This is a genomic window from Arthrobacter sp. SLBN-83 (assembly GCF_006715285.1).
Classification (GTDB): domain Bacteria; phylum Actinomycetota; class Actinomycetes; order Actinomycetales; family Micrococcaceae; genus Arthrobacter.
Window position 1 is genome coordinate 2,847,151 of the sequence record NZ_VFMX01000001.1, and the last position, 25,264, is coordinate 2,872,414.

Here is a 25,264-nt window from a genome sequence, read left to right on the forward strand (position 1 = left end):
TGGCTCCCGGTCACCACGAATCCAGGTACCGATGACAACTTTGATTGACGCGCCACCCAGTGACGCGGACGCGCTCCTTCCGCCCAAGAAAAAGCAGGCAGGCGGAGGGCTGGGCCAGTACATCCTGGTCCGCTTCCTGCTGATTTTCCCAACCATCCTCATCCTCGTCACCATGGTCTTCTTCCTCATGCGGATCACCGGGGACCCCATCACGGCCGCCATGGGCGGCCGGCTGCCCCCGGAGCAGCTGCAGGAACGGATCCACGCCGCCGGCTATGACCGGCCGCTGATCGTGCAGTACTTCGAATACCTGGGCCAGCTGGTCACAGGAAACTTCGGCACAACGCTTTCGGACAACCGCCAGGTCACCGAGATGCTGACCACCTACGGCTCGGCCACACTGGAGCTGGCCATCAACGCCCTCATCGTCGCCCTGCTGGTGGGAATCCCGCTCGGCATGGTCGCCGCGCACCGGCGTGACCACCTCCCGGACGCCGTGCTCCGGATCCTGGCCATCCTCTTCTACGCCACCCCGGTCTTCTTCGCCGGCATGCTGCTCAAGCTGGTGTTCTCGGTGTGGCTGGGCTGGCTTCCCGTCGCCGGCCGAGCCGGCACCAGGACCGAGCTGTCCCTCACCGCGCTGGAAGCTCCCACCGGCATCTACTGGCTGGACGCCCTGCGCAGCGGCAACATGGCCGCCTTCAGCGACGTGATGTCCCACGCCGTCCTTCCCGCGCTGGCCTTGGGATTCCTGACGGCCGGCGTCTTCCTGCGCCTGGTCCGGACCAACGTCATCGGCACGCTCGGAAAGGACTACGTTGAAGCCGGCCGCTCACGCGGCGTCAGCGAGTTCCGCCTGGTCACCAAGCACGCCTACAAACCGGCCCTGATTCCGATCATCACCGTCATGGGCCTGCAGATCGCTGTCCTGCTGGGGGGAGCGGTGCTGACCGAGACCACCTTCGAATGGAAAGGCCTCGGTTTCCAGCTTGCCAACTACCTCACGGCGCGCGACTTCGTGGCCGTCCAGGGCATTGTGGTGCTGCTGGCTGTCATCGTCGCCGTCACCAACTTCATCGTGGACATCATCGCCGCGCTGATCGACCCCCGCGTGAGGTACTAAGAATGTCTGCCAATGCAACTCTCGAGCCCGTCGCCAATCCGCGGGCTTCCATGTTCCGGCGGCTGCCGGTTGTTTCGCACTTCAACAAGAGCGTCGGCCTGCAGCGCTTCATGCTGGTGGTGGGCCTGGTCCTCACCGGCATCTTCCTGGTCACCGCGCTGGCCGCACCACTGCTGGCGCCCTACGGCTTCGCGCAGCTGTCCGACGCTGACGGCAGCTTCCCTACCCAGCAGGCGCCAGGAGGCAAACACCTCCTGGGCACCACGGTAGGCGGCTACGACGTCCTCTCGCGGGTCGTCTGGGGAACCCAGACGGCCCTCCTGGTCATCATCGTGGCCGTGGTCCTCTCCATTTTCGCCGGCGTCATCCTCGGTTTGGTGAGCGGGTACATCGGCGGGTGGCTGGACCGCGTCCTCGTGGTGGTGGCCGATGCGATCTACGCGTTCCCGTCACTGCTGGTTGCCATCGTGATGGCCATCGTTATCAGCGGTGGGCAGTCCAGCCTGTTCGGCGGGATCCTGGCCGCTGCCATTTCCATCACTGTGGTGTTCATCCCGCAGTACTTCAGGGTGATCAGGGCAGAGACCATCCGCCTCAAAGCGGAACCCTTCGTCGAGTCCGCCAAAGTGGTGGGCGCGTCGAACATCCGCATCATGACCCGGCACATCTACCGCAACGCCACCCGTACCCTGCCGCTGATCTTCACCCTCAACGCGTCCGAAGCCATCCTGACGCTGGCCGGGCTGGGCTTCCTGGGCTTCGGCATCGAACCGAGCTCTGCAGCCGAATGGGGCTTCGACCTGAACAAGGCGCTCGCGGACACCACGTCGGGCATCTGGTGGACGGGCCTTTTCCCTGGCCTGGCCATCGTCTGGACAGTCCTTGGGTTGACGCTGGTGGGCGAAAGCATCAACGACCTCAACGATCCGCGCCTCCGCGGCCGCAAGCGCAGCGGCCGCAAGGGCATCGGCGCTACGCCGGCCGCTCCCGCTGCAACCGCTGCTTCCGGCGGATCCGGCCCCGAAACAGAATTGAGCAACCCGTGAGCGAAAACCTCGGTTCACTGTCAGACCAGCAGGACCAGGGCCGGAAAACGGTTCTGGATATCGACCACCTGAAAGTCACCTTCGCTACGGATGGCGGTGACGTGCAGGCCGTCAAGGATGTCAGCCTGGAGGTCAGGGCCGGCGAGGTGCTGGCCATTGTGGGCGAGTCCGGATCCGGCAAGACGGTGACTGCGAAAACCATCCTGGGCCTGCTCCCGGAAACGGCCGTGAGTTCGGGCGCGGTGCTGATCAACGGCGCCAACGTCATCAGCCTCAGCCCGGGGCGGCTGCGGCAGATCCGCGGCCGCGACGTGGCCATGGTGTTCCAGGAACCATCCACCGCCCTGAACCCCGTGTTCACGGTGGGGTGGCAGATCGCCGAAGGCATACGGGCCCATGCGGGAGCAAACGGCGGAGGACGGGTGTCCGCGAAGGAAGCCAAAGCGCGCGCCATCGAGGCCCTGGGCAAGGTGGGCATTCCCGACCCCGAACACCGCGTCAACTACTACCCGCACCAGTTCTCCGGCGGGCAGAAGCAGCGGGTGGTGATCGCGGCGGCGCTGGCGCTGAACCCCGGCCTCATTGTTGCCGACGAACCCACCACTGCCCTGGATGTCACCGTACAAGCTGAAATCCTGGAACTCCTCCGGGACCTGCGGGACAAGTACGGCACCTCGATCGTACTGATCACGCACAACATGGGCGTGGTGGCAGACCTGGCGGACCGCGTGGTGGTGATGTACCAGGGCGACGTCGTGGAGGAAGCCCCGGCGAAGACGCTGTTCGCCGAACCAAGGCAGGCCTACACCCGCAACCTCCTTGCCGCAGTGCCGCACCTGGGCCGCAACTCGGCGTCGGCAGGCCTGACCGAACGCCGCTACCAGGATGAGGAAGTGCTGGTGGCTGCCGAGAACCTGGAGATCGAGTACCCGGGGCGGCTTGGGGCGCCCGCCTTTAAAGCCGTGGACGGTGTCAGTTTCACCCTGTCCAAGGGTGAGGTGTTTGGCCTGGTGGGGGAGTCGGGGTCCGGGAAGACCACCATCGGCCGCGCCATCGCCGGGCTCAACCGCACCACTGGCGGGAGCCTCAAGGTGCTGGGCTACGAGATGCTGAACCTTCGCGAGCGCACTTTCAAGCCGCTGCGCAAGGATATTGGCTTCGTGTTCCAGGACCCGGCCGCCTCCTTCAACCCTCAGCTGACCATCGGCGAGTGCATCGCCGAGCCCATGCTCATCCACACCCGGCCAAGCGATGCCCAGGCGCGCAAGCGCGTTGGTGAGCTGCTCGAATCAGTCCAGCTGCCGGCGTCGTACGCGGGGCGTTACCCGCACGAATTGTCCGGCGGCCAGCGGCAGCGGGCATCCTTGGCCCGTGCCCTGAGCCTGAACCCCCGGCTGCTGATAGCGGATGAGCCGACGTCGGCCCTGGACGTTTCGGTGCAGGCGAAGGTCCTGGAGCTGTTCAGGGACATCCAGGAGGAGTTTGGCTTCGGCTGCCTGTTCATCAGCCATGATCTTGCGGTGGTGGACATCCTGTCCTCCTGGGTTGGCGTCCTGTATAAGGGCAAGCTGGTGGAGCAGGGGATTGGCAGCCAGGTCATGGGCAATCCGCAGCATGATTACACGCGGCGGCTTATTGCCTCCCTGCCCGTGCCTGACCCGGCGGAACAGGCGAAACGCAGGGAGGAGCACCGGGCGCTCCTGGGCATCTGACCCCTGCACCACGTCCCGCAGTGGACAGCGCCGGTGCCGGCAGCCTGCCGGCACCGGCGCTTCACACCCGCGGTGATTCCGTCCGCTCCCATAGACTGGGACCATGACGCAGCACAACCCCATCCCTCCTGGCTCCGATGATTTCGATCCCTCCGCCAGTTCCCTGGCAGGCCACGTGGACGAATCGGTGATGGCTGAACTGCTGTCCATCCGTTCCAGCATTGACAACATTGATGCCACCCTGGTGTACCTCCTGGCTGAGCGCTTCAAGGCCACTCAAAAGGTGGGTTTCCTCAAGGCTGCACACCGCCTGCCCGCCGGTGACCCAGGGCGGGAAGCTGCCCAGATCGCACGCCTGCGCCGCCTTGCCGAGGACGCGCACCTGGATCCGGCGTTTGCCGAAAAGTTCCTCAACTTCATCATCGGTGAGGTGATCCGCCACCACGAGGCCATCGCCGAGGACCACCAGGCATCATCCGGACAACAGTCCCAGACCTCCGCACTGGCGTGAGCCGGGAACAGTACCAAGGTGGGTCTGCCCAGCTTCCGGCTGATGCGGAGGCCCCTTCACACGTAGCCACCGAGGTCACGGCAACGGCACTGGGTCCGTGGCCGGGCGACGACCCGCTCGAAGCAACCCGGATTATCCGGGGTGAGCTCGGCAGCCCACACCTGCCGTTCCTGGCCGAGCTTCCGGACCGCGGGGTCGGTTCCGACGCCCTCGGGCGTACCGCTTCGCTCCTGGAGGAACTCGCGGTGGATGTCCAGCCCCACGGGTGGCGCCTTGTGGACCGGCCCGGCAAGGACATGCGGCGTGCCGCGTCGGCGCTCTCCACCGACCTGAACGTGCTCGCGGACGTGGCGGGGGCGGAAGACGCTTCCGCTGCCGAATTCAAGGTGCAGCTGGTGGGCCCGCTGAGCCTTGCCGCGGGCCTCTACCTGCACAACGGTGAGCGCGCGCTGCTGGACCACGGCGCCCGGCGGGATCTGGCCGCTTCCCTCGCAGCCGGAGTGGGCGGTTACCTCACGCGGGTGGCGGCGGCCGTTCCGGGTGCCCGCTTGGTGGTGCAGGTGGACGAGCCCGCCATCGCCGCCGTGCTGGCCGGAACCATACCCACCGCCAGCGGCTACCGCACGCTCCGGGCAGTACCGGCATCGGAAGTACGCGAGTCCTGGCGCCTGGTGCTGGATGCCCTGCGGGCAGCCGGCGCCGCCGACGTGGTGGTGTCGTTTCCGGAGATCGAGGCGCCGATCGAGCTGGCCCTGGCCGCGGGCGCCGACGGCGTTGCGTTGCCGCTGAGGGCGTTGACCAGCCGCCAGTGGGAGCAGGTGGCCGGAGCAGTGGAGGCGGGGAAACAGTTCTGGGCAGGCGCCCTGGAGGTGTCGGGCGGCCCGGTGCCCAAGGTTGCCGACTGCGTGGAGTCCGTGTGGCGTCCCTGGCGCCAGCTGGGCCTTCCGGCGTCGCTGCTTGCCGCCACCAGGGTGACGCCCTCGGCAGGACTCGCCGGCCTCACACCCTCGCAGGCCACCGCGGTCCTGGGGAGGCTCACCCAGGTGGCTGACGGACTCAACCAGCAGGTACTGGGGTAGGCGCTAGACCCGGTTTTCCCAGCGGTCCGGTTGGGCGTAGCGGGGAAGGTAGCTTTGCGCGGAGCTTCCGCCGCTGTAGGGACGCAGCCGGTAGTCGAAGGCGCCAGCGTACACCAGGACCAAGCCGATCTGCGGCTGGATAACTTTCACCTGGATGCGGTGCCGCCCGTTGCTGCCCTCCGCCGGGTCCCACCACTGTTCGGCATAGGCCTTGGCGTCCAGGGCTGCCGGAAGGGGTAGCCGGAGGGGGCCCAGGAAGAGCCGGGAAGCTTCTGAAACGCCGCGCAGCCTTCCTTCCAGGGTGACGCTGAGGTTCAGGTCCGTCACCAGGCGCCGGTACCGTCCCACGTAGTCCACCAGCTGGGTGGCACCGGTCCGGATGGTGGCGCTGGTGGTGTCCTGGAAAAGCCGGGTGCACTCCGGGAAGCGTATTTCGCGGCGGGCGGTCAGGCTGGAGCGGCCGAACGGATCCTGGTGCGCGTGGTTCTCGATCCGGAACGGGATGTTCTCACCGTACTCGGGAAAGAAGGCTTCTTCGCCCCCGGTGAGCCGCAGCAAGGGGCGCAGCCACCGCTGGCGGCACCCCACGACGTCGAACGTTCCTTCCCCCACGCCGTAGTGCCCGGATCCCGGCGCCAGCGAGAAGTATTCCTGCAGCTCGGGCTGCAGCCGGGAGAACTCCGTACCCAGGGCCTGCCGGTAAATGGGGACGCTCATGTAGTGGACCTCCTGTTGCCTGTGACGTCGTGCCAAGCGGGGCTGACTGTCTCCGGGTTCACAATCTACCGGCAGCCTTGAGCCGGATGTACATGTCTGCAAGCCTGGGCGGCAGTTCGTGCGGTTCGGCGTCCACCACTTCCGCTCCATAGCGCCGCAGCTCGGCAGTCACCGCCGCACGCTGCAGGAGCGCACGCTCAGCCGCTGCCGCGCGGAAGACTCCGGTGGCGTCGTTTCGTTCCCTGAGCATCGCGCCCAGTTGGGGGTCGCGGACGGCGGCCACCACCACCACATGCTGGCTCGCCAGCCGCTCGGCCACCGGCAGCAGCCCCTCTTCCGGCGCCCCGCTGTCCAGTGACGTCAGCAGCACCACCAGGGACCGGTGCGCGGATACGGCCCGCACCTGCGCAGGGACGGCGGACCAATCCATCTCGATCAGTTCGGCGTCAAGGGGTGCCATGGCCTGGACCAGCCGGCCCAGGATGGTGCCCTGCCCGGCAGAGCCGGCCCGCGCCCGGGTCCTGCGGTCGAACGCCACGAAGTCCACCCGGTCTCCGCCCCGTTCGGCCAGGACGCCCAGGAGGAGTGCCGCCTCGATCCCGGTGTCCAGGCGCGTTTCGTCAGCAATCCTGGCCGCGGACGTGCGGGACGTGTCGAGGACCATCACCACGCGCCGGTCCCGTTCCGGGCGCCACGTCCGGACCACCACTGCGGAGCGCCTGGCCGTAGCCCGCCAGTCGATGGAGCGTACGTCATCGCCGCGGACGTAGTCGCGCAGGGAGTCGAACTCGGTACCGGCGCCGCGGATCTGGACGGCGGCCTTCCCGTCGAGTTCGCGCAGTTTCAGCAGCTTCGAGGGCAGGTGCCGCCTGGAATGGAAGGGCGGCAGCACCCGCACTGAGCCGGGGCACTCAATGGTGCGCTGCCGGGCGGCCAGGCGCAGGGGCCCGAACGAGCGAAGCGTCACGTGCCGCGCTGCCAGGTCACCCCTGCGGACCGGCAGCAGCCGGACCGCGTAGCGCCTGCCTTCCCCGGGCGGGACGTCGATGTCCTGGACCGGGTTTTGTGCCCCGGCGGACGGTTGCCAGCCATCCCGCAGCGATCCCCGGAGCGCGCGGGTACCGCTGTTTCGGACCGTGAGGACGGCGTCCACCGATCTGTTAAGCGTCACGTTTCCAGGCTCCGCGCGCACCACGCTGACCCGTCGAAGGGATGCCGCGAAGACCAGGTCGGCAGCCAACAGGGCCGCGAGAACGGCAGCGGTGGCAAGCACGGTCAGCCATCCCGGGGACAGCAGCACCGGCACCAGGCCAAGCAGCACCAGCGCAACGAAGCGTCCCGAGATGGCCATCAGCGGGGGACGGGGACGGACGCCAGGATGTTGCCCAGGACATCGTCCACCCGGACGCCGTCCATCTGGGCTTCGGGCTGCAGGGCCACCCGGTGCCGCAGGCACGGGAGTGCCAGTGCCTTGACGTCGTCAGGGGTGACGAACGGGCGGCCGGAGAGCCATGCCCAGGACCGTGAGGTGTTGAGGAGCGCAGTGGCACCGCGGGGTGATACCCCCAGCTGGAATGAAGGGGCGGCCCGGGTTGCCCGCACGAGGTCAACGATGTACCCGATTATTTCCGGCTCCACCGCCACCCGCGTCACTGCCTCCCGCGCCCGTTCCAGGTCCTCAGCGCCGGCCACCGCCCGGACGCCGGCTGCTGCCAGGTCCCGGGGATCGAACCCGGCGGCATGGCGGCGGATGACTTCGATTTCGTCCCCGCGCTCAGGCAGCGGCATGGTGAGCTTGAGCAGGAACCTGTCCAGCTGCGCCTCCGGCAGGGCGTAGGTCCCCTCGTACTCCACCGGATTCTGCGTGGCCGCCACCAGAAAGGGTGCCGGCAGCCGCCGGGACGCGCCGTCCACCGATACCTGCCGCTCTTCCATGGCTTCGAGGAGCGAAGCCTGGGTCTTTGGAGGGGTGCGGTTGATCTCGTCAGCCAACAGCAGGTTGGTGAAAACCGGTCCCTCCCGGAAGCTGAATTCGGAAGTGCGGGAATCGTAAACCAGTGAACCGGTGACATCGCCTGGCATGAGGTCGGGGGTGAACTGCACGCGCTTGGTGTCCAGGCTCAATGCGGAGGAGAGCGCGCGGACCAGCAGGGTCTTGGCAACCCCGGGCACGCCCTCCAGCAGTACATGCCCCTGCGACAGCATGGCAATCAGGAGGCCGGTGACCGTGGCGTCCTGTCCCACCACTGCCTTAGCCACTTCCCGGCGGACAGCAAGCAATGCCTGCCGCGCGCCGTCGTCGTCCATGTAGCTGCCGGAGTCCATGGCATTAAGGGTTCCCGGGCCACTGCTCTGTTCGCTCATCGGGTCATGACCTCTTTCTCGAGTTTGTCCAGCGCCTGTGACCAGGCCACCAGCCGGGCTTCGGTTGCTGGGCGTTCGTTTATCAGCGTGCGGATGGCGGTGGCGTCCGTGCCGAGGAGCCTGACCGTGGCGGCTATGGTGTCCTCGGCAGTGGCGCCCGGGCCCAGGCGGAGCTTTCCGGAGAGCCGCACCAGCAGCCCGGCCCGCAGGTTGTCCCGGGCCTGGCCAATGGAGCGGGAGTCCTGGTAGAGCCGGGCGCGCCCTTCCGCCGTCTCAACAGCTTTGACCACCACCGGCAGCGGCTCGAACACCAGCGGGCCGTGGCGGCGCCCCCGCCACAGGACGGCGGCCAATGCCACCAGGAGCAGCCAGGGGCCCAGGAAGCGGGCCCAATCGGGTGCCAGGTCATCTAGTGTCTTCCCGGATCCGGTCACCGCTACGTCCTCCAGCGAGGGCAGGTACCAGACAAGGTCCGGTGATGCACCAAGCATCCGGACCGCGAGCGCGGCGTTGCCAAGTTCATCCAGCTTGTCGTTGCCCAGCACGGCCCTGTTGCCCAGCACGGCCAGGCGTCCGTCGTCGCTGACGGCGAGCATCCCGGCGGTTCCCGCTGCCCGGTAACAGGACGCCCCGCCGTCGTACACGAAGCCGTCCTGGCCCGATACCTGTCCCGCTGCCTCCGCGTCCGGGTGCGTGCATCCGGGCTCCAGGACCGGGAAGCCATCAGGAACCACGCCGGCCTGGCGGATCCCGCTGCCAAGGGCGGCGAGGGTTTCCAGCCTGGGGGAGACCACCACCACTTTGTCCGCGGCCGACATCAGGGCGGTCAGCTGCGGCTCACCAAGGATGCCGTTCCTGTCGTACAGCAGGAGGGTGGGGGAGGAGCCCGAGCGCAGGTCCTCCAGCGCTGCGTCAAAGCGGGCGGGCGTGTGGACGGAGACTCCGTGCCGGCCCAGGATCTCGCCCAGCGCCCTGGCCCCATCCGGTCCGGCGTTGTGGACGGAGAGGGGAATGGTGTCGCCCTTGGGAGCGAGTTGCGTGCCGATTACCAATGCCAATGCGGCGGCCACCACAACACCCGCTGCCGTCAGTCCGCGGTGCTGGCGCAGCCACGCGGACAACTTTCGTGCCCGGGAGCTCGGTGGTACGGGCACCGCTTCCGGGGTGTCTTCCAGGCTGCCGGTGGGCCCGGGCTGCCTTGCATCAGTTGCGGGCCCGCTCACGGCAGCCGTCCTGCACTGCCGGTTGGAACCGGTTTCATGGCGTCCAAGGCGGAGTCCAGGCCCACCATCTCCTGGTAGTCGGCCCTGCCTGCTGCCCTGTTCCCATACCGAATGCCATCGAAGACCGCCGCCGCCAGCAGCAATCGCCCGGACTCAGCGTTGAAGGGCACGGAAAGAGCCCGCGCCGCTTCGTCCGCGGTACGGCCCGGCCGCGGGTCCAGGATGGTGCGGACTTCAGCGCTCCGGACTACCGCCCGGAAACGGTCGACGACGGCGTCCCCCCACTTTCCGGCCGCGGCTGCGGCTTCTGCGCGGTTCCGGTAGTCCGTGGCTGACATGGCCGGTTCGCTTGCGAAGACGTCCCTGGTCTTCCGTGCGCGGGCATTCAGCCGGGGGCGGGCAAGAAGGATGGCGGCAGCGATGATGGCCGCAATGACGAGGGCAATGACCGGGCTGGGCACCGAGGCTGCGTCCCCGGAAGAGCCGTCCAAGGACTGCAGCCAGTCGAGGAAGTTCCGCCAGAGGGTGTCCAGCCAGGACGGAGCGGCGTCGCGGTATTCGGGTTTGGCCAGCTCCTCTACCGCCCAGCGCCGTGCCTCCGCCGGAACAGGGAGCACCGGAGGTTCAGCGGCCATACGGCCATGCCCCCGGTGACCCTGGTGCCGTCCCGTACCCGGGGTACGGCGTGCTGGTGCCTGCCCCTGTTCCCCTGCCGGGGACGCCGTCAGGATCAGCGCCGGTCTCCAGCTGGCGCAGCAGCGCGATGTCCAGGCCGTCCTTGCGCATCCGCAGGTCCATGTAGAGCAGTGCCATCACTGACGTCTGGTAGGCGTAAGCCACCGCGCCCACCAATGCACCGATCACGGCCGTGACGACGCCCATGACGACGCCCATTGTGGCGTCCTGGCCGCTGCCGCCGTGCGGTGAGACGACGCCGGTCACGAATGTGGGCAGGAGGCTGACCGGAATCAGAACCACCTGGGTGATCACCCCGACCAGGATGGCCACCACCAATGTGATGCCCAGGATCCGCCACCAGTTGGCCCGCGTTAATTCCCAGGAACGCCGGATTCCGGCAAAGGCCCCGACCTCTTCGATGACGACCGCGGCAGGGGCCACCATGACCTTCACCGCCACCCACGCAACCGCGACGCCAAGAGCCAGCATGAGGGGGAAGACCAGTAGTACGGCTGCGCCCCGGACGTTGGAGAACAGGAAAACGATGATGGCGAAGAAGAGTGCCATGGTGGCCAGAACCGCGACAACCAGTAGCGCCGCCAGCCTGGCCAGCGCGCCAAACCTTGGCCGCGCCAGCGACATCATGCGGCGGAAGCCCGTGGGCCGGTTCAGGATGGAGCGTGCCACAGGCACCACCATGGCGCCTTGGAGGATGGCGGAAATGAACACCGACAAGATGGACAGGAGGGTGAAGCCGGCCATCATCCCGATCCCCAGGGAAGTGAGCTCGGCGCTGCTGGCCGTTTCAGCCCAGCCCTGGACAGACCCTGACGACGTGGCAAGGAGTGCGGCGACCACCGCAGCGAGGATGGCGGAAAGTGACTGCGCCAGCAAACCGGCTCCGAGCATCGCCTTGGCATTGCGCCTGATGGCCTGGAATGATCCGTCCAAAACTTCCCCGAACATCAGGGGCCGCAACGGAATGATCCCCGGCTTGGGCGGGGCCACGTACCGCGGCTGGCCGGCCGGTGAAGCTCCGTAAGGTGATGCTCCATAAGAAGAGGCTGCATAGGGCGCGGAGGCATACGGGGAGCCCGTATATTGTGACCCGCTGTAGGGGGAGGCATTCGGGGGCTGCCCGCCGCCATATGCCTGCCCGCCGTATGCCTGCCCGCCGTATGCCTGTCCGCCGTAGGCGTTGCCGCCGTACGGCTGGGTCCCGGAGGTGGAGGCACCGGGGTATGGTCCGCCGGCGTACGGGCCATTCCCGGACGGCTGCTGGCCGGCCGGTTGCCGCCACTGCTGCGGCTGCGTTTGCGACTGCTGCTGCCATGGCTGCTGGCGCTCCCAGGGTGATTGCTGCCCGGGCCCTGGTTGCTGGCCTTCGCGTGGCAGGTGTCCCGGCGCCGCCCACGGCTGGTCCCAGGCACCCTCGCCTGGTCTGCGCGTCTCCGGTCCTGGCGTCTCTGGTCCTGGTGTCCCGGGTGAAGCCATCCCCGGTCCCGGCGTGCCTGCCGGCGCAGCCGCGCTGCCGTCCGGCGCGTCGCCCGGCCGCTCCTGCCCGGGCTCCCCGGCCCCCGACTCCTGTGGTGACACTGATTCCTCCCCCAATACCAGTCCGCCTGCCGCCCGCCCGAAGGTGCGCACCGGCAGCACAGCACATGACCCCAAGACTATAGTTCCGGCGTCGGACGGCCTAGTACTCCCGCCATGCCGGAAGCCGCTCAATAGGACAAACCCATTTCGATAAGGGAATATATAGCTATGAAGGCACGCATTCTGGTGGTAGATGATGACGAAGCGCTGGCCGAGATGATTGGAATTGTCCTCCGTAATGACGGCTTCGAGCCGGTTTTCTGCGCCGACGGCGCCCAGGCGCTGGACGTCTTTCGGTCATCGCGGCCGGACCTGGTCCTGCTCGACCTCATGCTTCCCGGCATGGACGGCATTGAGGTCTGCCGGCAGATCCGCAGTGAGTCGGACGTGCCCATCGTGATGCTGACCGCTAAATCGGACACCTCCGACGTCGTCCGCGGACTGGAGTCCGGCGCTGACGACTACGTACCCAAACCTTTCAAGCCCGCTGAGCTGGTGGCACGTGTGCGTGCCCGCCTTCGCCCCGGGGACCAGAAGGCGCCCGAGACTCTTCGCATCGCGGACATCACCATCGATGTCGCCGGCCACACTGTCAGCCGCGGCAGTGAGCGGATCTCCCTCACGCCGCTGGAATTCGACCTCCTGGTGGCACTGGCCCGCAAACCGTGGCAGGTATTCACCCGGGAGCTGCTGCTGGAGCAGGTTTGGGGCTACCGGCACGCTGCCGACACCAGATTGGTCAACGTCCATGTCCAGCGGTTGCGGTCGAAGATCGAGCAGGACCCGGAAGCCCCGGAAGTTGTATTGACGGTGCGTGGTGTCGGCTACAAAGCAGGGGTCTGACCCCGCTGCGCAGGACGGGGAACCGGACCAGCGCACAACCCCGCACACTGCGGTTACCGGCCGGAGCGTGAACACCGCGGGACAGGACGACGCCGCGGGGGACAGCAGCCCGCGCCAGGGCGGCGCCGCGGGGGACAGCACCCCGCGCCAGGGCGGCGCAAGCGAGGCCGCCTCACAGGACGCGCCCGGCCCTGGGAACGGCATCGCTCCCGTTCTCAGGCATGTGGCATTCCGGGCGAGGATTTGGCAGCGGCGTGCCCTGATCGTCGCCCTGCGAGTGGCACGCCTGGTCCGCACCGGCGTCCGCCGCTTCCTCCCCGGCCTGAGGTACCTTGGCCGCGCCCTGCAGCAGCGGTGGCGCCGGTCCCTGCAGTTCCGTACCGTCCTCACCACCCTCATGCTGGCTGTGACCTCGTTCGCCGTTGTGGGCGCATACCTGTCCAACCAGATCGCCAACAACCTGTTCCAGGAGCGGCTGACCCAGGCGGAGTCGGAGACCCGGTACAACGTCAAGCAGGTACAGGACACGTTCGACGGCGCCCAGGTCACCGACCAGTCCAGCGTCATCACCCTGGTTTCGGACACGCTGAGTGCCGTGGAAGGCCGGGGTTCGGTCATCCAGCGACGCTACGTTTTCGAAGCAATGCCGAACCAGACCAAACCCCGGAACCGCTGGGTGGAGTCAAGAGCGTCCGACCAGCTGACCGTCAGTGTCATTCCGGCGGACCTGCGGAAGGCAGTCCAGGACTCCGGGAAGGACCAGTACTGGGCCTCCACGGTCATCCCGGTGGGCACCGAGGACCGGCCGGGAATCGCCGTGGGAAACAAGGTGACCTTCAACGGCACGGTTTATGAGCTTTACCTGATCTATGACCTGAATACCGCCCAGCAGACACTCAACGAAATCCAAAGCGTCCTGTGGGCCGGCGGCGCAGTGCTGGTCCTCCTGATCGGCGCCGTAGCCTGGTACGTCACCCGGAACGTGGTCAGCCCGGTCAGCCACGCCGCCATGGTGTCTGAGAAACTGGCAGCCGGGCAGCTGCAGGAGCGCATGGTGGTCAGGGGCGAGGACGAAGTGGCCCGCCTTGGCGCTTCCTTCAACCACATGGCAGCCAGCCTGCAGGAGCAGATCACCCAGCTGGCAACGCTTTCGCAGATGCAGCAGCGATTTGTCTCCGACGTCTCGCACGAGTTGCGGACGCCGTTGACCACCGTCCGCATGGCAGCAGAAGTCCTCTACGACGCGCGTGATGATTTCGATCCCATCAACAAGCGGTCCGCGGAGCTGCTCTACAACCAGGTGGAACGGTTCCAGTCCCTCCTCTCCGACCTCCTTGAAATCAGTCGCTTCGACGCGGGTGTGGCAATGCTTGATGCTGAGCCGGAGGACCTGCTCCAGGTGATCGCCCACGTCATTGAAGGAGCAGCACCCGTGGCCGCCGAGTATGGGTCCGAAATCATCTTCGCTGCCCCCGCAGGTGCCATGATCGTGGAAATGGACGCCCGGCGGATTGACAGGATTCTGCGGAACCTGATCCTGAACGCGGTGGAGCACGGTGAGGGTAAACCGGTCACGGTCACGGTCGCGGCCAATGAAACCGCAGTGGGCGTCGCCGTCCGGGACCACGGCATCGGTATGGACCAGGCACAGGCTGCCCGGGTTTTCGACAGATTCTGGCGTGCCGATCCCGCCCGCGCCCGCACCACCGGCGGCAGCGGCCTGGGATTGTCCATCGCCATGGAAGACACAAAGCTGCACCATGGCTGGCTGCAGGCCTGGGGAAGGAAGGGCGACGGCGCCAACTTCCGCCTCACCCTTCCACTGCGCCAGGATGTCGTGATCGCCGACTCGCCCGTGCAACTGGAACCAAAGGATGTGACCTTCCCCGGGGCACCCGGCAGTATCCCGGCAGAACAGGACTACAAAAACATGCTGGTGCTGCAGACAGCCAACCCCAGGCCTGCCCCGCCACGGGCACCCGAGGAGACTCAATGAGGGCGGCAGTGCGCCACGCAAAGTACCCGGCGGCGTTGCTGGCGCTGCTGATGGTCCTACTGACGGGGTGCGCGCGGATTCCCACGTCCGGCCCGGTGGGGAAGAGCAGCGAAAGCAGCGCCGGCAACGTCAGCGCACCGGTGTTCCTTCCGGCAGCGCCACAACCGGGCGCATCACCGGAAACCATCATCGACTACTTCTACCGTGCCGGCAGCGGCTACGAGGACGACTATGCGGTGGCCCGGCAATACCTGACGCAGGCATCGGCAGTGTCCTGGAAACCGGACAAACGAGCGCTGGTGTACCGGGAGGCACGCGTTGTTCCCACGGGCACCGAGAACGTCTTCAACTATGAACTCGACGTCTCCTACTCCGTGAACGCGGATGGCATCGCCACACAGTCGCCCCCCGGAACAGTGGAACGCATTCCCGTGACGGTGACGCAGGTGGACGGGGAGTGGCGCATCTCCGCGATTCCTGATGGGACCGCCATCGCGGAGGAGACGTTCAAGGTGATCTACGGCGCCTACCCCATCTACTTCTACGACCCCACCTTCACCTACGCCGTTCCCGACGTCCGCTGGTTCCTGAAGAACAAGACCGTCAAGGCCATGACCAGCGCACTGCTGGCCGGCCCTGCTCCATACCTGCGCGGCGCCGTCGCCAGTGCATTTCCCTCGGGGATCAAGCTCGCCCGTGAATCAGTGCCCGTGGTGTCCGGGGCGGCCCAGGTGGACCTGACGGCCAAGGAATTGACGGAAACGTCAGCCGAGGACCGGCTGCGAATGCAGATGCAGCTGACGCTGACGTTCCGAAGCCAGCCCGACGTGGTCAACGTTGAGCTGCGTGCCAACCAGGACCTGGTCCGGGTGGAAGACAACGGGAGTGTTCTTCCGCCGGTGCTGGACAAGACCGTGCCGTCGCGGCAAATCGCCATCAGCGGCAATGAGTTGGTGCGCTACGAGAACAACAGGGTGTCACCGCTGCCCGACATGCAGCCGGTTTCCGCGCTCAATCCCCGGTATCCTGCCGAGTCCCCGGTCTCGCAGACTGCGGCCTTCCTCAACGAAGGCCGGACCACCCTGTACAGCATCAGCCCTGGGCAACCGGCGCGTGCGCTGACCACCAGGAGCACACTCAGCCGCCCGTCCATCAACCTCAACGACTGGGTATGGACAGCCGGGCCGGGCGCCACCGGTGCCACCGAGGTGGTGGCATTCCACCCCGCAGGCGTGGCGGAAGGAGCAGCAGTCCCGTCCGTAACGCTGGCGCCCGCATGGCTCGCCGGCCGCACGGTGAAGGAGCTCCGAATTTCGCGCGACGGCGTGCGCGCCCTGGTCATCTCCGAACAAAACGGCAAGTCCAAGGTGCAAATAGCTGGCGTGATCCGGGCCGGGGACGGCACTCCCCGGGAGCTGACGGCGCCCATCACCCTGGTGGCTTCCAGTGATCCCGACCAAGGTGTTTGGGTGAACGGCACCACTGTTGCGGTGATGAAGGGGGCGGCGGGTACGAATGTCACGCCGGAACTGCTGTCCCTGACTTCCGGGCAGCCGCAGCAGCTGGCGCCCTGGCCGGGCCTGGTCGCCATCAGCGCCGGAAATGGCGCCGACGACCTCTACGTACAATCCGGGGAAGGGATCTTCCAGCGCCTCGGCAATGGTTGGTCGCCGCAAATCAAAGGCCCCATCGATCCTGCGTTCCCGGGCTAACCCGCTCCGGCCCCCAAAGCGGCAAACTGCAGGCAGCGTAGGGCTTCACCGCGTTTGTGTTCTCTTGTCCACATAGCCCTCGGCCGGCTGCCCGCCGGCGCGGGATCTGGACCAGAGTGGAATGGTGAACGGCATGACCCCAAGGACGGACTCCGTTGATCGCAGCCGCAACAGAACCAGGGCAATGGATCCGGATCTTGCCCCGCACCCGCCCTCGGCGGCACTGCACCGCGCTGAACACCAGGCCGCCTTCCTGCGACTCCTCGACTGGATGGCCGGTGCTGCGGAAGACCTCCTCGCTTTGGTCGTCCCGGTGGACTGCGTCTGCTGCGGATCAGAAGACCACAGTCTTTGCCCCTCCTGCGCCGGCCGCCTCCGGCAGCTGACCAGACAGCCCTTCCGCGCGGAAAGCGCGGCGCCTGCCCTGATGGATGTCGCGGGGACAGTCATACTGCCAGTGGTGGCGGCAGGAGTGTACCGGGACGAGCTGGCACAGGGGCTGCTGTCGTTCAAACGGCACGGGCAGCACCAGCTCGGCAAAAGCCTTGGCCGCGCGCTGGCCTCGGCAGTCAGGGCGTCAGCCCGTGGCGGCACCGGGTTCCTGTTGGTACCGGTGCCCACCAGCACGTCTGCGTACGTCAGCCGGGGTTTCAGCCCCGTCCACTTGCTGCTGAAGCAGGCGGCACGGCAGTTGCCGGGGTTCGACGTCGCGGATGTCCTGCGTAAGACGCCGGCGCCCTGGGGCCGGTTTCCGGACGGGTACAAGGGGCTTGTGAGCCGGAAGGCTTCGGCGGGTCAAAAGGGGCTGGGCAGGGGAGCCCGATCACGGCGGGTCCGGGGATCCATGCAGGTCAAGTTCCGTGTCCGGACGAAGGTCACAGGGCGCCCCTGCATCCTCATCGACGACGTCCTGACCACCGGCGCCACCCTTGGCGAAGCAGCCCGGGCACTGCACCTCGCCGGCGCCCAAGTGAGGGGCGCCGTCGTGCTGGCGGCGACGCGCCCGCCGGACGCCGCTGCCTCTGACGCTATACCCGCAGGGCCGCCATGGAACCACGATGACTTAGAAAAAAATAAACCGGGAAAGGATGAATAACGGGTGGCTATGAACTAACGTCTGAGGTGGGTACCAAGAACAGAATGTACCTTTCGATGGCGGCTCGGAGAGGGGCTCGACTGTCAGGCAGCAGGGCCCAGGGAAGTGCCGCCGTCGTGTCACCGAAGTCATTTGGAGGGCACCATGGAGTTTATGATCAGCGGACGAAATCTGACAGTTTCAGACCGGTTCCGCGAATACGCCGGGGAAAAGATCGCAAAAATCGAATCGCTGGGTGACAAGATCCAGCGTGTCGACACGAAAGTCTCCAAGGAGACCAATGCCCGGCAAACCGGCGACCAGTTGACGGTTGAGGTGACAGTCCTGGGCCGGGGTCCTGTAATCCGCGCCGAAGCGAGCGCCCCAGACAAATTTGCCGCCTTTGACCTTGCCTACAACAAGCTGCTTGAACGGCTCCGTCGGGCCAAGGACCGCAAGAAGGTCCACCATGGCCGCCACACTCCCAAGGCTGTCCGTGAAGCAACAGCCACCCTTGAACCGGCCAGCGCACACGAACCGCTGTACCTTGAAGCCAACCGCAGGAGCGAGTCCGCGCCGGCACCGGAAGAAAAGTCTCCCTACGACGTTGAAAATGACATCCCGGCCGGGAACTCGCCGGTACTGATCCGGCGCAAGGTCTTCCCCGCTGCTTCAATGACGCTCGACGATGCCGTGGACAACATGGAGCTCGTCGGCCATGACTTCTATCTTTTCGTGGACAAGGCGACTAATACGCCTTCCGTCGTGTACCGCCGCCGCGGCTGGACCTACGGAGTCATCACCCTGGACCATGAATGCGAGCCAGGGGACACCGCCGTGGAGGAAAAGGTCCTGGCGTACCGCTCCGATGACGCCGCCGCTAACGCTTAAGGTGGACAGAACCACCGCCAGAGAGGACTGAATTGTCAGCAACGCTGAGCCTTGACCAGGCCCGGCGGATCGCATTGGCAGCACAGGGACTCCATAAAGGACGGCCCACCGGCCCCGTGACAGCACGGACGGTGGGCCGTACTTTTGCCCGACTGCAGCTCGTCCAGATCGATTCCGTCAATGTCCTGGTCCGGAGCCACTTCCTGCCCTTCTACTCCCGGCTTGGCGACTACGACCGCGACATCCTGCAACGTATGTCAGGCAGCCATCCGCGCCGAATGCTGGAGTACTGGGCCCACGAAGCCAGCTACATCCGGCCGGAGCATTACCAGGACCTGCTTCCATGGCAGAAACGCTCCTGGGTGGGCGCCTCCCGGCTCGACCCAGGGATCCGTGCTGACGTCGCTGCCAGGATCCTGGCAGTCCTCGCCCGGTCCCGGCCCCTGACCGCCTCGGAACTGACGGCACGGCTTGGCCATGTGGAGGAAAAACAGTCGGACAACTGGGGATGGAACTGGAACGCGGTTAAACGCGTGCTGGAAGACCTCTTCGAAGAGGGGCTGGTATCGGCGGCCTCCAGGACCGGTCAGTTCGAGCGCAGGTACACGCTGACATCGAAGGTCCTGCCGTACCCGGCTCCTGGAGTCCGGGAAGTGGACCCAACTGCTGCACTCCAGCGGCTCACCGACGCGGCCGCCCTGGCGCATGGAATCGGAAGTATCCGCTGCTTCGCCGATTACTTCCGGACGCCGGCCAAGGCAACGGCGCAGGCCGTGGAGCACCTCGTGCAGCAAGGCCGGCTGGAACCCGTCAAGGTGGCTGGCTGGGGGCGGGACATCTTCCGGCATGTGGAAGCAACACTGCCACGGCGTGCCACCGGCCGTGCCCTGTTGAGCCCCTTCGATTCCTTGGTTTTCGAGCGCCGGCGGCTGTGGGAACTGTTCGGGTTCCATTACCGGATCGAGATCTACACGCCGGCGCCTAAACGGCGTTTCGGGTACTACGTCCTGCCCTTCCTGCTTCGCGACAGGATCGTGGCACGGGTGGACCTGAAAGCGGACAGGGCGGGCGGCCGGCTGTTGGTGAGGTCCGCGTTTGCCGAGCCGGAAGCTCCACTGGACACCGCCGTCGAACTCGCTGCGGAGCTGAAGCTGATGGCCCAATGGCTTGGCCTTCCGGAGGTGGAAGCGGGGGAGGCAGGTGACCTTGCCGCGGCTCTGTCCCAGGAGCTGGCACGCCTGTAGGGAGTATCCGCTCTCAGGGAAAAGGGGCACCGGCCGCGTGTCTCTCCCGTAGACTGAACACGCCAGAATTCGGCGGCATCAGACTGGGAGCATCTTCACGTGGCATCACTTATCGAAAAAATTCTCCGCACGGGTGACAAAAAAACACTCCGGCAGCTGCGGAACTATGCCGATTCCATCAACGCGCTCGAAGACTCATTCAAGACCTTTACCGACGCCGAGCTGCGCGAGGAGACGGACCGTCTCCGCGAACGCCACCGGGACGGCGAAAAACTCGACGACCTGCTTCCGGAGGCATTTGCCGCCGTGCGGGAAGCTTCCTCACGAACGCTGGGGATGCGCCACTTCGATGTCCAGCTGATGGGCGGCGCCGCCCTGCACCTGGGCAATATCGCTGAAATGAAGACCGGTGAAGGCAAGACCCTGGTGGCGACCGCTCCCGCCTACCTGAACGCCCTCACCGGCAAGGGCGTGCACGTGGTTACCGTTAACGACTACCTGGCCGAATACCAGTCCGAGCTTATGGGCCGCGTGTACCGCTTCCTCGGGCTCACCAGCGGTGTCATCCTCGCCAACCAGGATCCTGCCGTGCGCCGCCAGCAGTACGCCGCCGACATCACCTACGGAACCAACAACGAGTTCGGTTTCGACTACCTGCGCGACAACATGGCGTGGGACCGCAATGAACTGGTCCAGCGCGGCCACAACTTCGCCATCGTCGACGAAGTCGACTCCATCCTGATTGACGAGGCGCGGACGCCGCTGATCATCTCCGGTCCCGCCCAGGGCGACACCAACCGCTGGTACAGCGAGTTCGCAAAAGTCGTGCTCCGGCTGCAGCCTGAGAAGGACTACGAAGTCGACGAAAAGAAGCGCACGGTTGGCGTCCTGGAGAGCGGGATCGAGAAGGTCGAGGACTACCTCGGCATCACCAACCTGTACGAATCCGCGAACACCCCGCTGATCGGATTCCTGAACAACGCCATCAAGGCTAAGGAACTGTTCAAGCGGGACAAGGACTACGTCATCCTGGACGGCGAAGTCCTGATCGTCGACGAGCACACCGGCCGCATCCTTGCGGGACGACGCTACAACGAAGGCATGCACCAGGCGATCGAGGCCAAGGAAGGCGTCGAGATCAAGGCCGAGAACCAGACGCTGGCCACCGTGACGCTGCAGAACTACTTCCGCATGTACAGCAAGCTTTCGGGCATGACGGGTACCGCCGAAACAGAGGCCGCCGAGTTCATGAGCACCTACAAGCTGGGTGTTGTGGCCATCCCCACCAACCGGGACATGCAGCGGATCGACCAGTCCGACCTTGTGTTCAAGAACGAAGTTGTGAAGTTCGATGCCGTGGTCCGTGATATCGCCGAACGACACGAAAAAGGCCAGCCCGTCCTTGTTGGCACCACCAGCGTGGAGAAGAGCGAATACCTGTCCAAGCTCCTGGCCAAGGAGGGCATCCGGCACGAGGTCCTGAACGCCAAGAACCATGCACGCGAAGCTGCCATCGTGGCCCAAGCAGGCCGGAAGGGCGCTGTCACCGTGGCCACCAACATGGCCGGCCGCGGTACCGACATCATGCTGGGCGGCAACGCCGAATTCACTGCCGTCGCCGAGCTCGCCAAGCGTGGGCTGGACCCGGAGGAGAACTCCGAAGAGTACGAGGCCGCCTGGCCCGCTGCCCTTGAAGAAGCCAAGCAGTCCGTAAAGGATGAACACGAGGAAGTCCTGAACCTCGGAGGACTCTACGTCCTGGGCACCGAACGCCACGAGTCACGCCGCATCGACAACCAGCTCCGCGGCCGGTCCGGCCGACAGGGCGACCCCGGCGAATCACGGTTCTACCTTTCGCTGACCGATGACCTGATGCGGCTCTTCAACTCCGGTGCCGCAGAGCGTTTGATGAACAGCTCCGTCCCGGATGACGTGGCGCTCGAATCCAAGCTCGTGTCGCGTGCCATCGCTTCCGCCCAGGGACAGGTGGAAGGCCGCAACGCCGAGCAGCGCAAGAATGTGCTGAAATACGACGACGTCCTCAACCGCCAGCGCGAGGCCATCTACAGCGACCGCCGGCGCATCCTTGAGGGCGACGACCTGCACGAAAAGGTGCAGTTCTTCGTAGAGGACACCATCACGGCACTCATCGACGCCGCAACCGCAGAAGGAAACGGCGACGACTGGGACTTCCACCAGCTGTGGACGAACCTCAAGACGCTCTACCCCGTCAGCGTTACCGCCGAAGACATCATCGATGAGGCCGGCGGCAAGTCCAGGGTCACCGTGGAGATGCTGAAGGAGGAGATCCTTTCCGATGCCCGCCTGGTGTACCAGGCCCGGGAAGAGGCCATTGGTTCCGAAAGCATGCGGGAGCTTGAGCGCCGCGTGGTGCTTTCCGTCATCGGCCGAAAGTGGCAGGAACACCTCTACGAGATGGACTACCTCAAGGAAGGCATCGGCCTCCGGGCCATGGCACAGCGCGATCCGCTGGTGGAGTACCAGCGCGAAGGTTTTGCAATGTTCCAAAGCATGATGGAAGCCATCCGGGAGGAAAGCGTTGGTTTCCTCTTCAACCTTGAGGTGGAAGTCACCCCTGCCCAGGATGTAGTCGTGCAGGACGCGGCCGGGGGCCACACCGAGCATATGGACCCCCAAGTGCGGGCGGCCGGCCTGGAAGCTCCGGAGAAGCCGGCTCAGTTGCAGTACACCGCTCCCAGTGAGGGCGGTGGAACCCAGACCCGGGTGGAAACCCGGTCCGGCGGCGGACGCTCCGGAAATCCTGCCAAGGCAGCAGCCCAGGACGCGGCGAAACGGCCCGCGAAGAAGAAGAAGCGTTAGCAACACCGCCGGAAGCATGGCAGGCAGCAAGCAGGGCAGGGACGGAAGCGTCCCTGCCCTGCTTGCTGCTGCCTTGTTACACCCCCCCCACCAGCCGTTCCTTAAAGGATCAGCCGATGACGAGTTCAACTATCCGCCATACCTGCTTGCTGCGCTCAAGCCGGACAGCAACGGCACGGGCGCGTACATCGTCCACCACCACCGCGCTTGCCTCATAGATACCGTCGGCCACCTCACATACCCGCACCGAGCGGACCGCGGAGTTCCGGTGTAGCCGGGCCAGCGCAGGATTTCCCGTTCTCGTCAGTTCGCGCCTGATCAACGCCGCGCGGTGCTGCAGGGACGCCAGGCACCGGGGGTCAAGACGCCGGGCCAACTGGTGGACGGGGCGGATTCCGGCCAGGACTTCCATGGAGGCCTGAATCGTACCCCGCGTGATCGCCCTGACTTCCGCGGCCTCATTGACAGGCTGCAGTGGCCTCGCCCCGGGAGGCTGGGCCATCGGTGGCGGCACAGGGCGTGTTTCAGCCGTGCCCCTCCCGCTGTTCCCCATAGTGGCGGCAAGCCCCTGGATGGTCCGGGCAGGTGTCGCTGCAGTCATTGTGTTCCCCTAGCTTCAAATCGTCTGATGGATTGTGTGGCAGGCTGGACCTGTCGGGCGGCCGGCCGGAATTCGCGGGCGGCACCCTGGCTCGGGCCGCCCTGACTATGACGCTGCAGGCGCCTGCAGTATTTGGCCGGGAAGCAGGATGTCAGGGCTTCCGCCGATCAGGGCGCGGTTTGCCTGGTACCACCGCGGCCATTCGAGGGCTACGTCCACGTCCGATGCCTCCGGCCCCAGGTAGGTCGCCACGATGTCCCATAATGTGTCGCCGGCCAGCACGGTTACTGCAGTTGCCCCTCCACCCATGACCGGACCGGAAGCACCTCTTGTCTGCGGTCCGGCCAACAAACCGGGTTCCACCACCGGGGGAGCGGGCTGCCAGCCGGGGCGAAGCGTGGCGTCAGGAAGCTCGCTGCCTGGACTCCGCCCCATTGCAGGGCCTTCAAGGCCTTCTTGCTCGTCATGCGCAGCAACCGTTGGCGCTGGGATCTCCATAGCCCCGGTGCCAATGCTCCTGGCTCCCTCCACAACAGGGCCCACTGCTGCAGAATGCGATGGGACTGGCGCCGCATATGCCTGTGTTGGTGCCCATTCAGGCCCCGGTGCGGCCGGCGCGGCATTCGCCGCGGCTCCTGCCACTAACTGCAGCGACAGCGCGGCAACCACTGCCCGCCGGATGAAGGCCGGAGACAAACTGCGGGCAGACGCCGCGGCACGGCGTCGCCCGAGGCGTTCCAGCAGAACAGAAGCACCTGCGGTCAGGATCGAAAAGACCCACCACAGCAAAACGCCCATGCCGGCTGCCGCTGCTGCCGCCCCCAGAAGAACGCCCACAGGTGCGTCCTGGTTGCGGGCTGCGGAGTCCTGCCACTGTCCAAGCAGGCCAACCCCCAGGAAGCAAAGCAGAATACCCAATGCCAGAACAGCCAGAGCCATGACGGCGTCGGACCACTTTGCCTCTTCAGAGGGTCCCATTACTACTCCTTTGATGCTGTTTGATGTTGTTTGATACCGATTGACCTAGTCTGGGCGCAAGCAACAGGATTTGTCCATACGTTGGAGTGGAAAAGTGAGCCCGTTGACTGGCCGGGCAGGGCAACTTACGCTGACGGGATGCGCTGGGATGCTCTCTTCGATGACATGGAAAGCCAGTTCGCCGAGGCCGACCGTTTGGCGCTCGACAGCGAGATCAATGAGCGGGCCCGGGCTGAGATGGTCAGCCTGCCCCTCGAGCACCGGCTGCGTGCCGCCGTTGGATGCCGCATCGCCGTTTACCTGCTTTGTGGAGAATCAGCGCGCGGAGAACTCAGGCATGCCGGAGCCGACGCGCTGGTTCTTGATGAAGGGCAGCACCAAGTGCTCATCCCCTATGCCGCTGCGGCGCGATACGTGGGCCTCGGCAGGCACGCGTTGCCGGAGAACTCACAGGTTCGCCGCTCAATCGGGCTTGCCCACTCCCTCCGGGGCCTTGCCCGCGACCGTGCGGAATTGTCCGTGACAATCGCAGGGGGAGCCGGGGCACAGCGGCTGGCCGGCGTAATCGACCGTGTCGGCCGGGACTATATAGACCTGGCCTCGGTGACTCCCGGGGAGGTGCGGAGGAGCCGGAGTGTCGGTGAAGTGTCAGCTATCCCATTCACTGCCTTGGCCATGATCAGGTCGTCCAAGGCCGGCTGACTCCGGCTGGGGAACCGTGGAGGTTTTGAGGCGTCAAACAGACTTGGAGCGGGATTCCTGGATCATCCGGCTGGCCTCGGCGTAGCGTTCCTCGATGTACTGCTCCAGCATCTTCTCCTCCACCCGCCATTGCCCGCGGCCGCCTACCTGGATGGCCTTCAGTTCGCCGCTGCGGACCAAGGCGTATGCGGCAGGGGAGTTGATCTGGAGCTGCTCTGCTACATCGGCAAGAGTGAGGAACCTTGGCATGCATCCATTTTGCCATCAAGTGGCCCCTCATGTGCCTGTTATCCACAGTTTGGCCGTATTTGGATAATTGACTTTTGTTCGCG

Annotated in this window: 22 protein-coding genes; 13 read left to right on the forward strand and 9 right to left on the reverse strand. The window is 65.9% G+C overall.

Translation table 11 applies throughout. From position 1 onward, the window contains the following. Positions 1-31 precede the first annotated feature (31 nt). The 5 genes from FBY30_RS13250 (at position 32) to FBY30_RS13270 (ending at position 5,471) form a co-directional block, all read left to right on the forward strand. On the forward strand, positions 32-1,123 hold the full coding sequence (locus FBY30_RS13250; protein ID WP_142133275.1) for an ABC transporter permease: 1,092 nt from the start codon (positions 32-34) through the stop codon (positions 1,121-1,123). 2 nt (positions 1,124-1,125) lie between these two features. Next, positions 1,126-2,169: an ABC transporter permease gene (locus FBY30_RS13255; protein WP_142133276.1), complete on the forward strand. Its 1,044-nt coding sequence runs from the start codon at positions 1,126-1,128 to the stop codon at positions 2,167-2,169. Next, entirely contained in the window at positions 2,166-3,881 is a 1,716-nt protein-coding gene (locus FBY30_RS13260) for an ABC transporter ATP-binding protein (protein ID WP_142133277.1), read from the forward strand. Before FBY30_RS13255 ends, FBY30_RS13260 begins: the two co-directional genes overlap by 4 nt. Before the next feature lie 103 nt (positions 3,882-3,984). After that, on the forward strand, positions 3,985-4,392 hold the full coding sequence (locus FBY30_RS13265; protein WP_142133278.1) for a chorismate mutase: 408 nt from the start codon (positions 3,985-3,987) through the stop codon (positions 4,390-4,392). After that, on the forward strand, positions 4,389-5,471 hold the full coding sequence (locus FBY30_RS13270; protein WP_442858286.1) for a hypothetical protein: 1,083 nt from the start codon (positions 4,389-4,391) through the stop codon (positions 5,469-5,471). The genes FBY30_RS13265 and FBY30_RS13270 overlap by 4 nt, the downstream gene beginning before the upstream one ends. 3 nt (positions 5,472-5,474) lie before the next feature. Here FBY30_RS13270 and FBY30_RS13275 read toward each other — a convergent pair whose 3' ends face one another. The 6 genes from FBY30_RS13275 to FBY30_RS21005 are packed head-to-tail and all read right to left on the reverse strand — an operon-like array spanning position 5,475 to position 12,049. Then, positions 5,475-6,188 carry a DUF4166 domain-containing protein gene (locus FBY30_RS13275; RefSeq protein ID WP_142133279.1) on the reverse strand — a complete coding sequence of 238 codons (714 nt, stop codon included), beginning with the start codon at positions 6,186-6,188 and terminating at the stop codon, positions 5,475-5,477. Between the two features lie 58 nt (positions 6,189-6,246). Beyond that, positions 6,247-7,539, reverse strand: a complete 1,293-nt coding sequence (locus FBY30_RS13280) for a DUF58 domain-containing protein (RefSeq protein ID WP_142133280.1) — start codon at positions 7,537-7,539, stop codon at positions 6,247-6,249. After that, the gene (locus FBY30_RS13285; protein ID WP_142135252.1) at positions 7,539-8,513 is read right to left on the reverse strand and encodes an AAA family ATPase; all 975 of its coding nucleotides are present in this window, start codon (positions 8,511-8,513) and stop codon (positions 7,539-7,541) included. Before FBY30_RS13285 ends, FBY30_RS13280 begins: the two co-directional genes overlap by 1 nt. Positions 8,514-8,548: 35 nt before the next feature. Beyond that, complete coding sequence (locus FBY30_RS13290; protein ID WP_327437012.1) at positions 8,549-9,775, reverse strand: DUF4350 domain-containing protein; 1,227 nt, start codon at positions 9,773-9,775, stop codon at positions 8,549-8,551. Further along, positions 9,772-10,410 carry a DUF4129 domain-containing protein gene (locus tag FBY30_RS13295; protein ID WP_142133281.1) on the reverse strand — a complete coding sequence of 213 codons (639 nt, stop codon included), beginning with the start codon at positions 10,408-10,410 and terminating at the stop codon, positions 9,772-9,774. Before FBY30_RS13295 ends, FBY30_RS13290 begins: the two co-directional genes overlap by 4 nt. Then, positions 10,400-12,049 carry a DUF7847 domain-containing protein gene (locus FBY30_RS21005; protein WP_235009582.1) on the reverse strand — a complete coding sequence of 550 codons (1,650 nt, stop codon included), beginning with the start codon at positions 12,047-12,049 and terminating at the stop codon, positions 10,400-10,402. The genes FBY30_RS13295 and FBY30_RS21005 overlap by 11 nt, the downstream gene beginning before the upstream one ends. Positions 12,050-12,217: 168 nt before the next feature. Here FBY30_RS21005 and mtrA point away from each other — a divergent pair, with 168 nt between their 5' ends. From mtrA to secA, 7 genes are all read left to right on the forward strand, one after another. Further along, positions 12,218-12,892 carry an MtrAB system response regulator MtrA gene (gene mtrA, locus FBY30_RS13305; RefSeq protein ID WP_142133282.1) on the forward strand — a complete coding sequence of 225 codons (675 nt, stop codon included), beginning with the start codon at positions 12,218-12,220 and terminating at the stop codon, positions 12,890-12,892. Positions 12,893-13,115: 223 nt separating this feature from the next. Then, entirely contained in the window at positions 13,116-14,888 is a 1,773-nt protein-coding gene (gene mtrB / locus FBY30_RS13310; protein WP_442858304.1) for an MtrAB system histidine kinase MtrB, read from the forward strand. Further along, complete coding sequence (locus tag FBY30_RS13315) at positions 14,885-16,600, forward strand: LpqB family beta-propeller domain-containing protein (RefSeq protein WP_142133283.1); 1,716 nt, start codon at positions 14,885-14,887, stop codon at positions 16,598-16,600. Before mtrB ends, FBY30_RS13315 begins: the two co-directional genes overlap by 4 nt. A gap of 184 nt (positions 16,601-16,784) precedes the next feature. Then, complete coding sequence (locus tag FBY30_RS13320; RefSeq protein WP_235009439.1) at positions 16,785-17,696, forward strand: ComF family protein; 912 nt, start codon at positions 16,785-16,787, stop codon at positions 17,694-17,696. 144 nt (positions 17,697-17,840) lie between these two features. Then, positions 17,841-18,566 carry a ribosome hibernation-promoting factor, HPF/YfiA family gene (gene hpf, locus FBY30_RS13325; RefSeq protein WP_142133285.1) on the forward strand — a complete coding sequence of 242 codons (726 nt, stop codon included), beginning with the start codon at positions 17,841-17,843 and terminating at the stop codon, positions 18,564-18,566. A 32-nt stretch (positions 18,567-18,598) separates the two neighbouring features. Further along, the gene (locus FBY30_RS13330) at positions 18,599-19,810 is read left to right on the forward strand and encodes a winged helix-turn-helix domain-containing protein (RefSeq protein WP_142133286.1); all 1,212 of its coding nucleotides are present in this window, start codon (positions 18,599-18,601) and stop codon (positions 19,808-19,810) included. Positions 19,811-19,909: 99 nt separating this feature from the next. Beyond that, positions 19,910-22,651: a preprotein translocase subunit SecA gene (gene secA / locus FBY30_RS13335; RefSeq protein ID WP_142133287.1), complete on the forward strand. Its 2,742-nt coding sequence runs from the start codon at positions 19,910-19,912 to the stop codon at positions 22,649-22,651. A 109-nt stretch (positions 22,652-22,760) separates the two neighbouring features. Here the strand turns inward: secA and FBY30_RS13340 are convergent, their stop codons facing one another. Both FBY30_RS13340 and FBY30_RS13345 read right to left on the reverse strand, forming a co-directional pair. Further along, positions 22,761-23,252, reverse strand: a complete 492-nt coding sequence (locus FBY30_RS13340; RefSeq protein ID WP_235009440.1) for an Rv3235 family protein — start codon at positions 23,250-23,252, stop codon at positions 22,761-22,763. Between the two features lie 105 nt (positions 23,253-23,357). Continuing rightward, a complete protein-coding gene (locus FBY30_RS13345; protein ID WP_142133288.1) occupies positions 23,358-24,230 on the reverse strand; it encodes a LysM peptidoglycan-binding domain-containing protein in 873 nt (290 codons plus the stop codon). 138 nt (positions 24,231-24,368) lie between these two features. On the opposite strand from FBY30_RS13345, the gene FBY30_RS13350 reads away from it, so the two are divergent. Next, entirely contained in the window at positions 24,369-24,932 is a 564-nt protein-coding gene (locus FBY30_RS13350) for a hypothetical protein (protein WP_142133289.1), read from the forward strand. 33 nt (positions 24,933-24,965) lie between these two features. Here the strand turns inward: FBY30_RS13350 and FBY30_RS13355 are convergent, their stop codons facing one another. Next, positions 24,966-25,181: a helix-turn-helix domain-containing protein gene (locus FBY30_RS13355; protein ID WP_018768505.1), complete on the reverse strand. Its 216-nt coding sequence runs from the start codon at positions 25,179-25,181 to the stop codon at positions 24,966-24,968. Positions 25,182-25,264: the final 83 nt, after the last annotated feature.

Coding starts and splice junctions, on each gene's coding strand:
- FBY30_RS13340 (WP_235009440.1), bottom strand. CDS start 23,252: ATGACTGCAGCGACACCTGCCCGGACCATCCAGGGGCTTGCCGCCACT.
- FBY30_RS13320 (WP_235009439.1), top strand. CDS start 16,785: ATGGATCCGGATCTTGCCCCGCACCCGCCCTCGGCGGCACTGCACCGC.
- FBY30_RS13345 (WP_142133288.1), bottom strand. CDS start 24,230: ATGGGACCCTCTGAAGAGGCAAAGTGGTCCGACGCCGTCATGGCTCTG.
- FBY30_RS13255 (WP_142133276.1), top strand. CDS start 1,126: ATGTCTGCCAATGCAACTCTCGAGCCCGTCGCCAATCCGCGGGCTTCC.
- FBY30_RS13275 (WP_142133279.1), bottom strand. CDS start 6,188: ATGAGCGTCCCCATTTACCGGCAGGCCCTGGGTACGGAGTTCTCCCGG.
- FBY30_RS13265 (WP_142133278.1), top strand. CDS start 3,985: ATGACGCAGCACAACCCCATCCCTCCTGGCTCCGATGATTTCGATCCC.
- FBY30_RS13295 (WP_142133281.1), bottom strand. CDS start 10,410: ATGGCCGCTGAACCTCCGGTGCTCCCTGTTCCGGCGGAGGCACGGCGC.
- FBY30_RS13350 (WP_142133289.1), top strand. CDS start 24,369: ATGCGCTGGGATGCTCTCTTCGATGACATGGAAAGCCAGTTCGCCGAG.
- FBY30_RS13355 (WP_018768505.1), bottom strand. CDS start 25,181: ATGCCAAGGTTCCTCACTCTTGCCGATGTAGCAGAGCAGCTCCAGATC.
- mtrA (WP_142133282.1), top strand. CDS start 12,218: ATGAAGGCACGCATTCTGGTGGTAGATGATGACGAAGCGCTGGCCGAG.
- FBY30_RS13285 (WP_142135252.1), bottom strand. CDS start 8,513: ATGGACTCCGGCAGCTACATGGACGACGACGGCGCGCGGCAGGCATTG.
- FBY30_RS13250 (WP_142133275.1), top strand. CDS start 32: ATGACAACTTTGATTGACGCGCCACCCAGTGACGCGGACGCGCTCCTT.
- hpf (WP_142133285.1), top strand. CDS start 17,841: ATGGAGTTTATGATCAGCGGACGAAATCTGACAGTTTCAGACCGGTTC.
- FBY30_RS13280 (WP_142133280.1), bottom strand. CDS start 7,539: ATGGCCATCTCGGGACGCTTCGTTGCGCTGGTGCTGCTTGGCCTGGTG.
- FBY30_RS13315 (WP_142133283.1), top strand. CDS start 14,885: ATGAGGGCGGCAGTGCGCCACGCAAAGTACCCGGCGGCGTTGCTGGCG.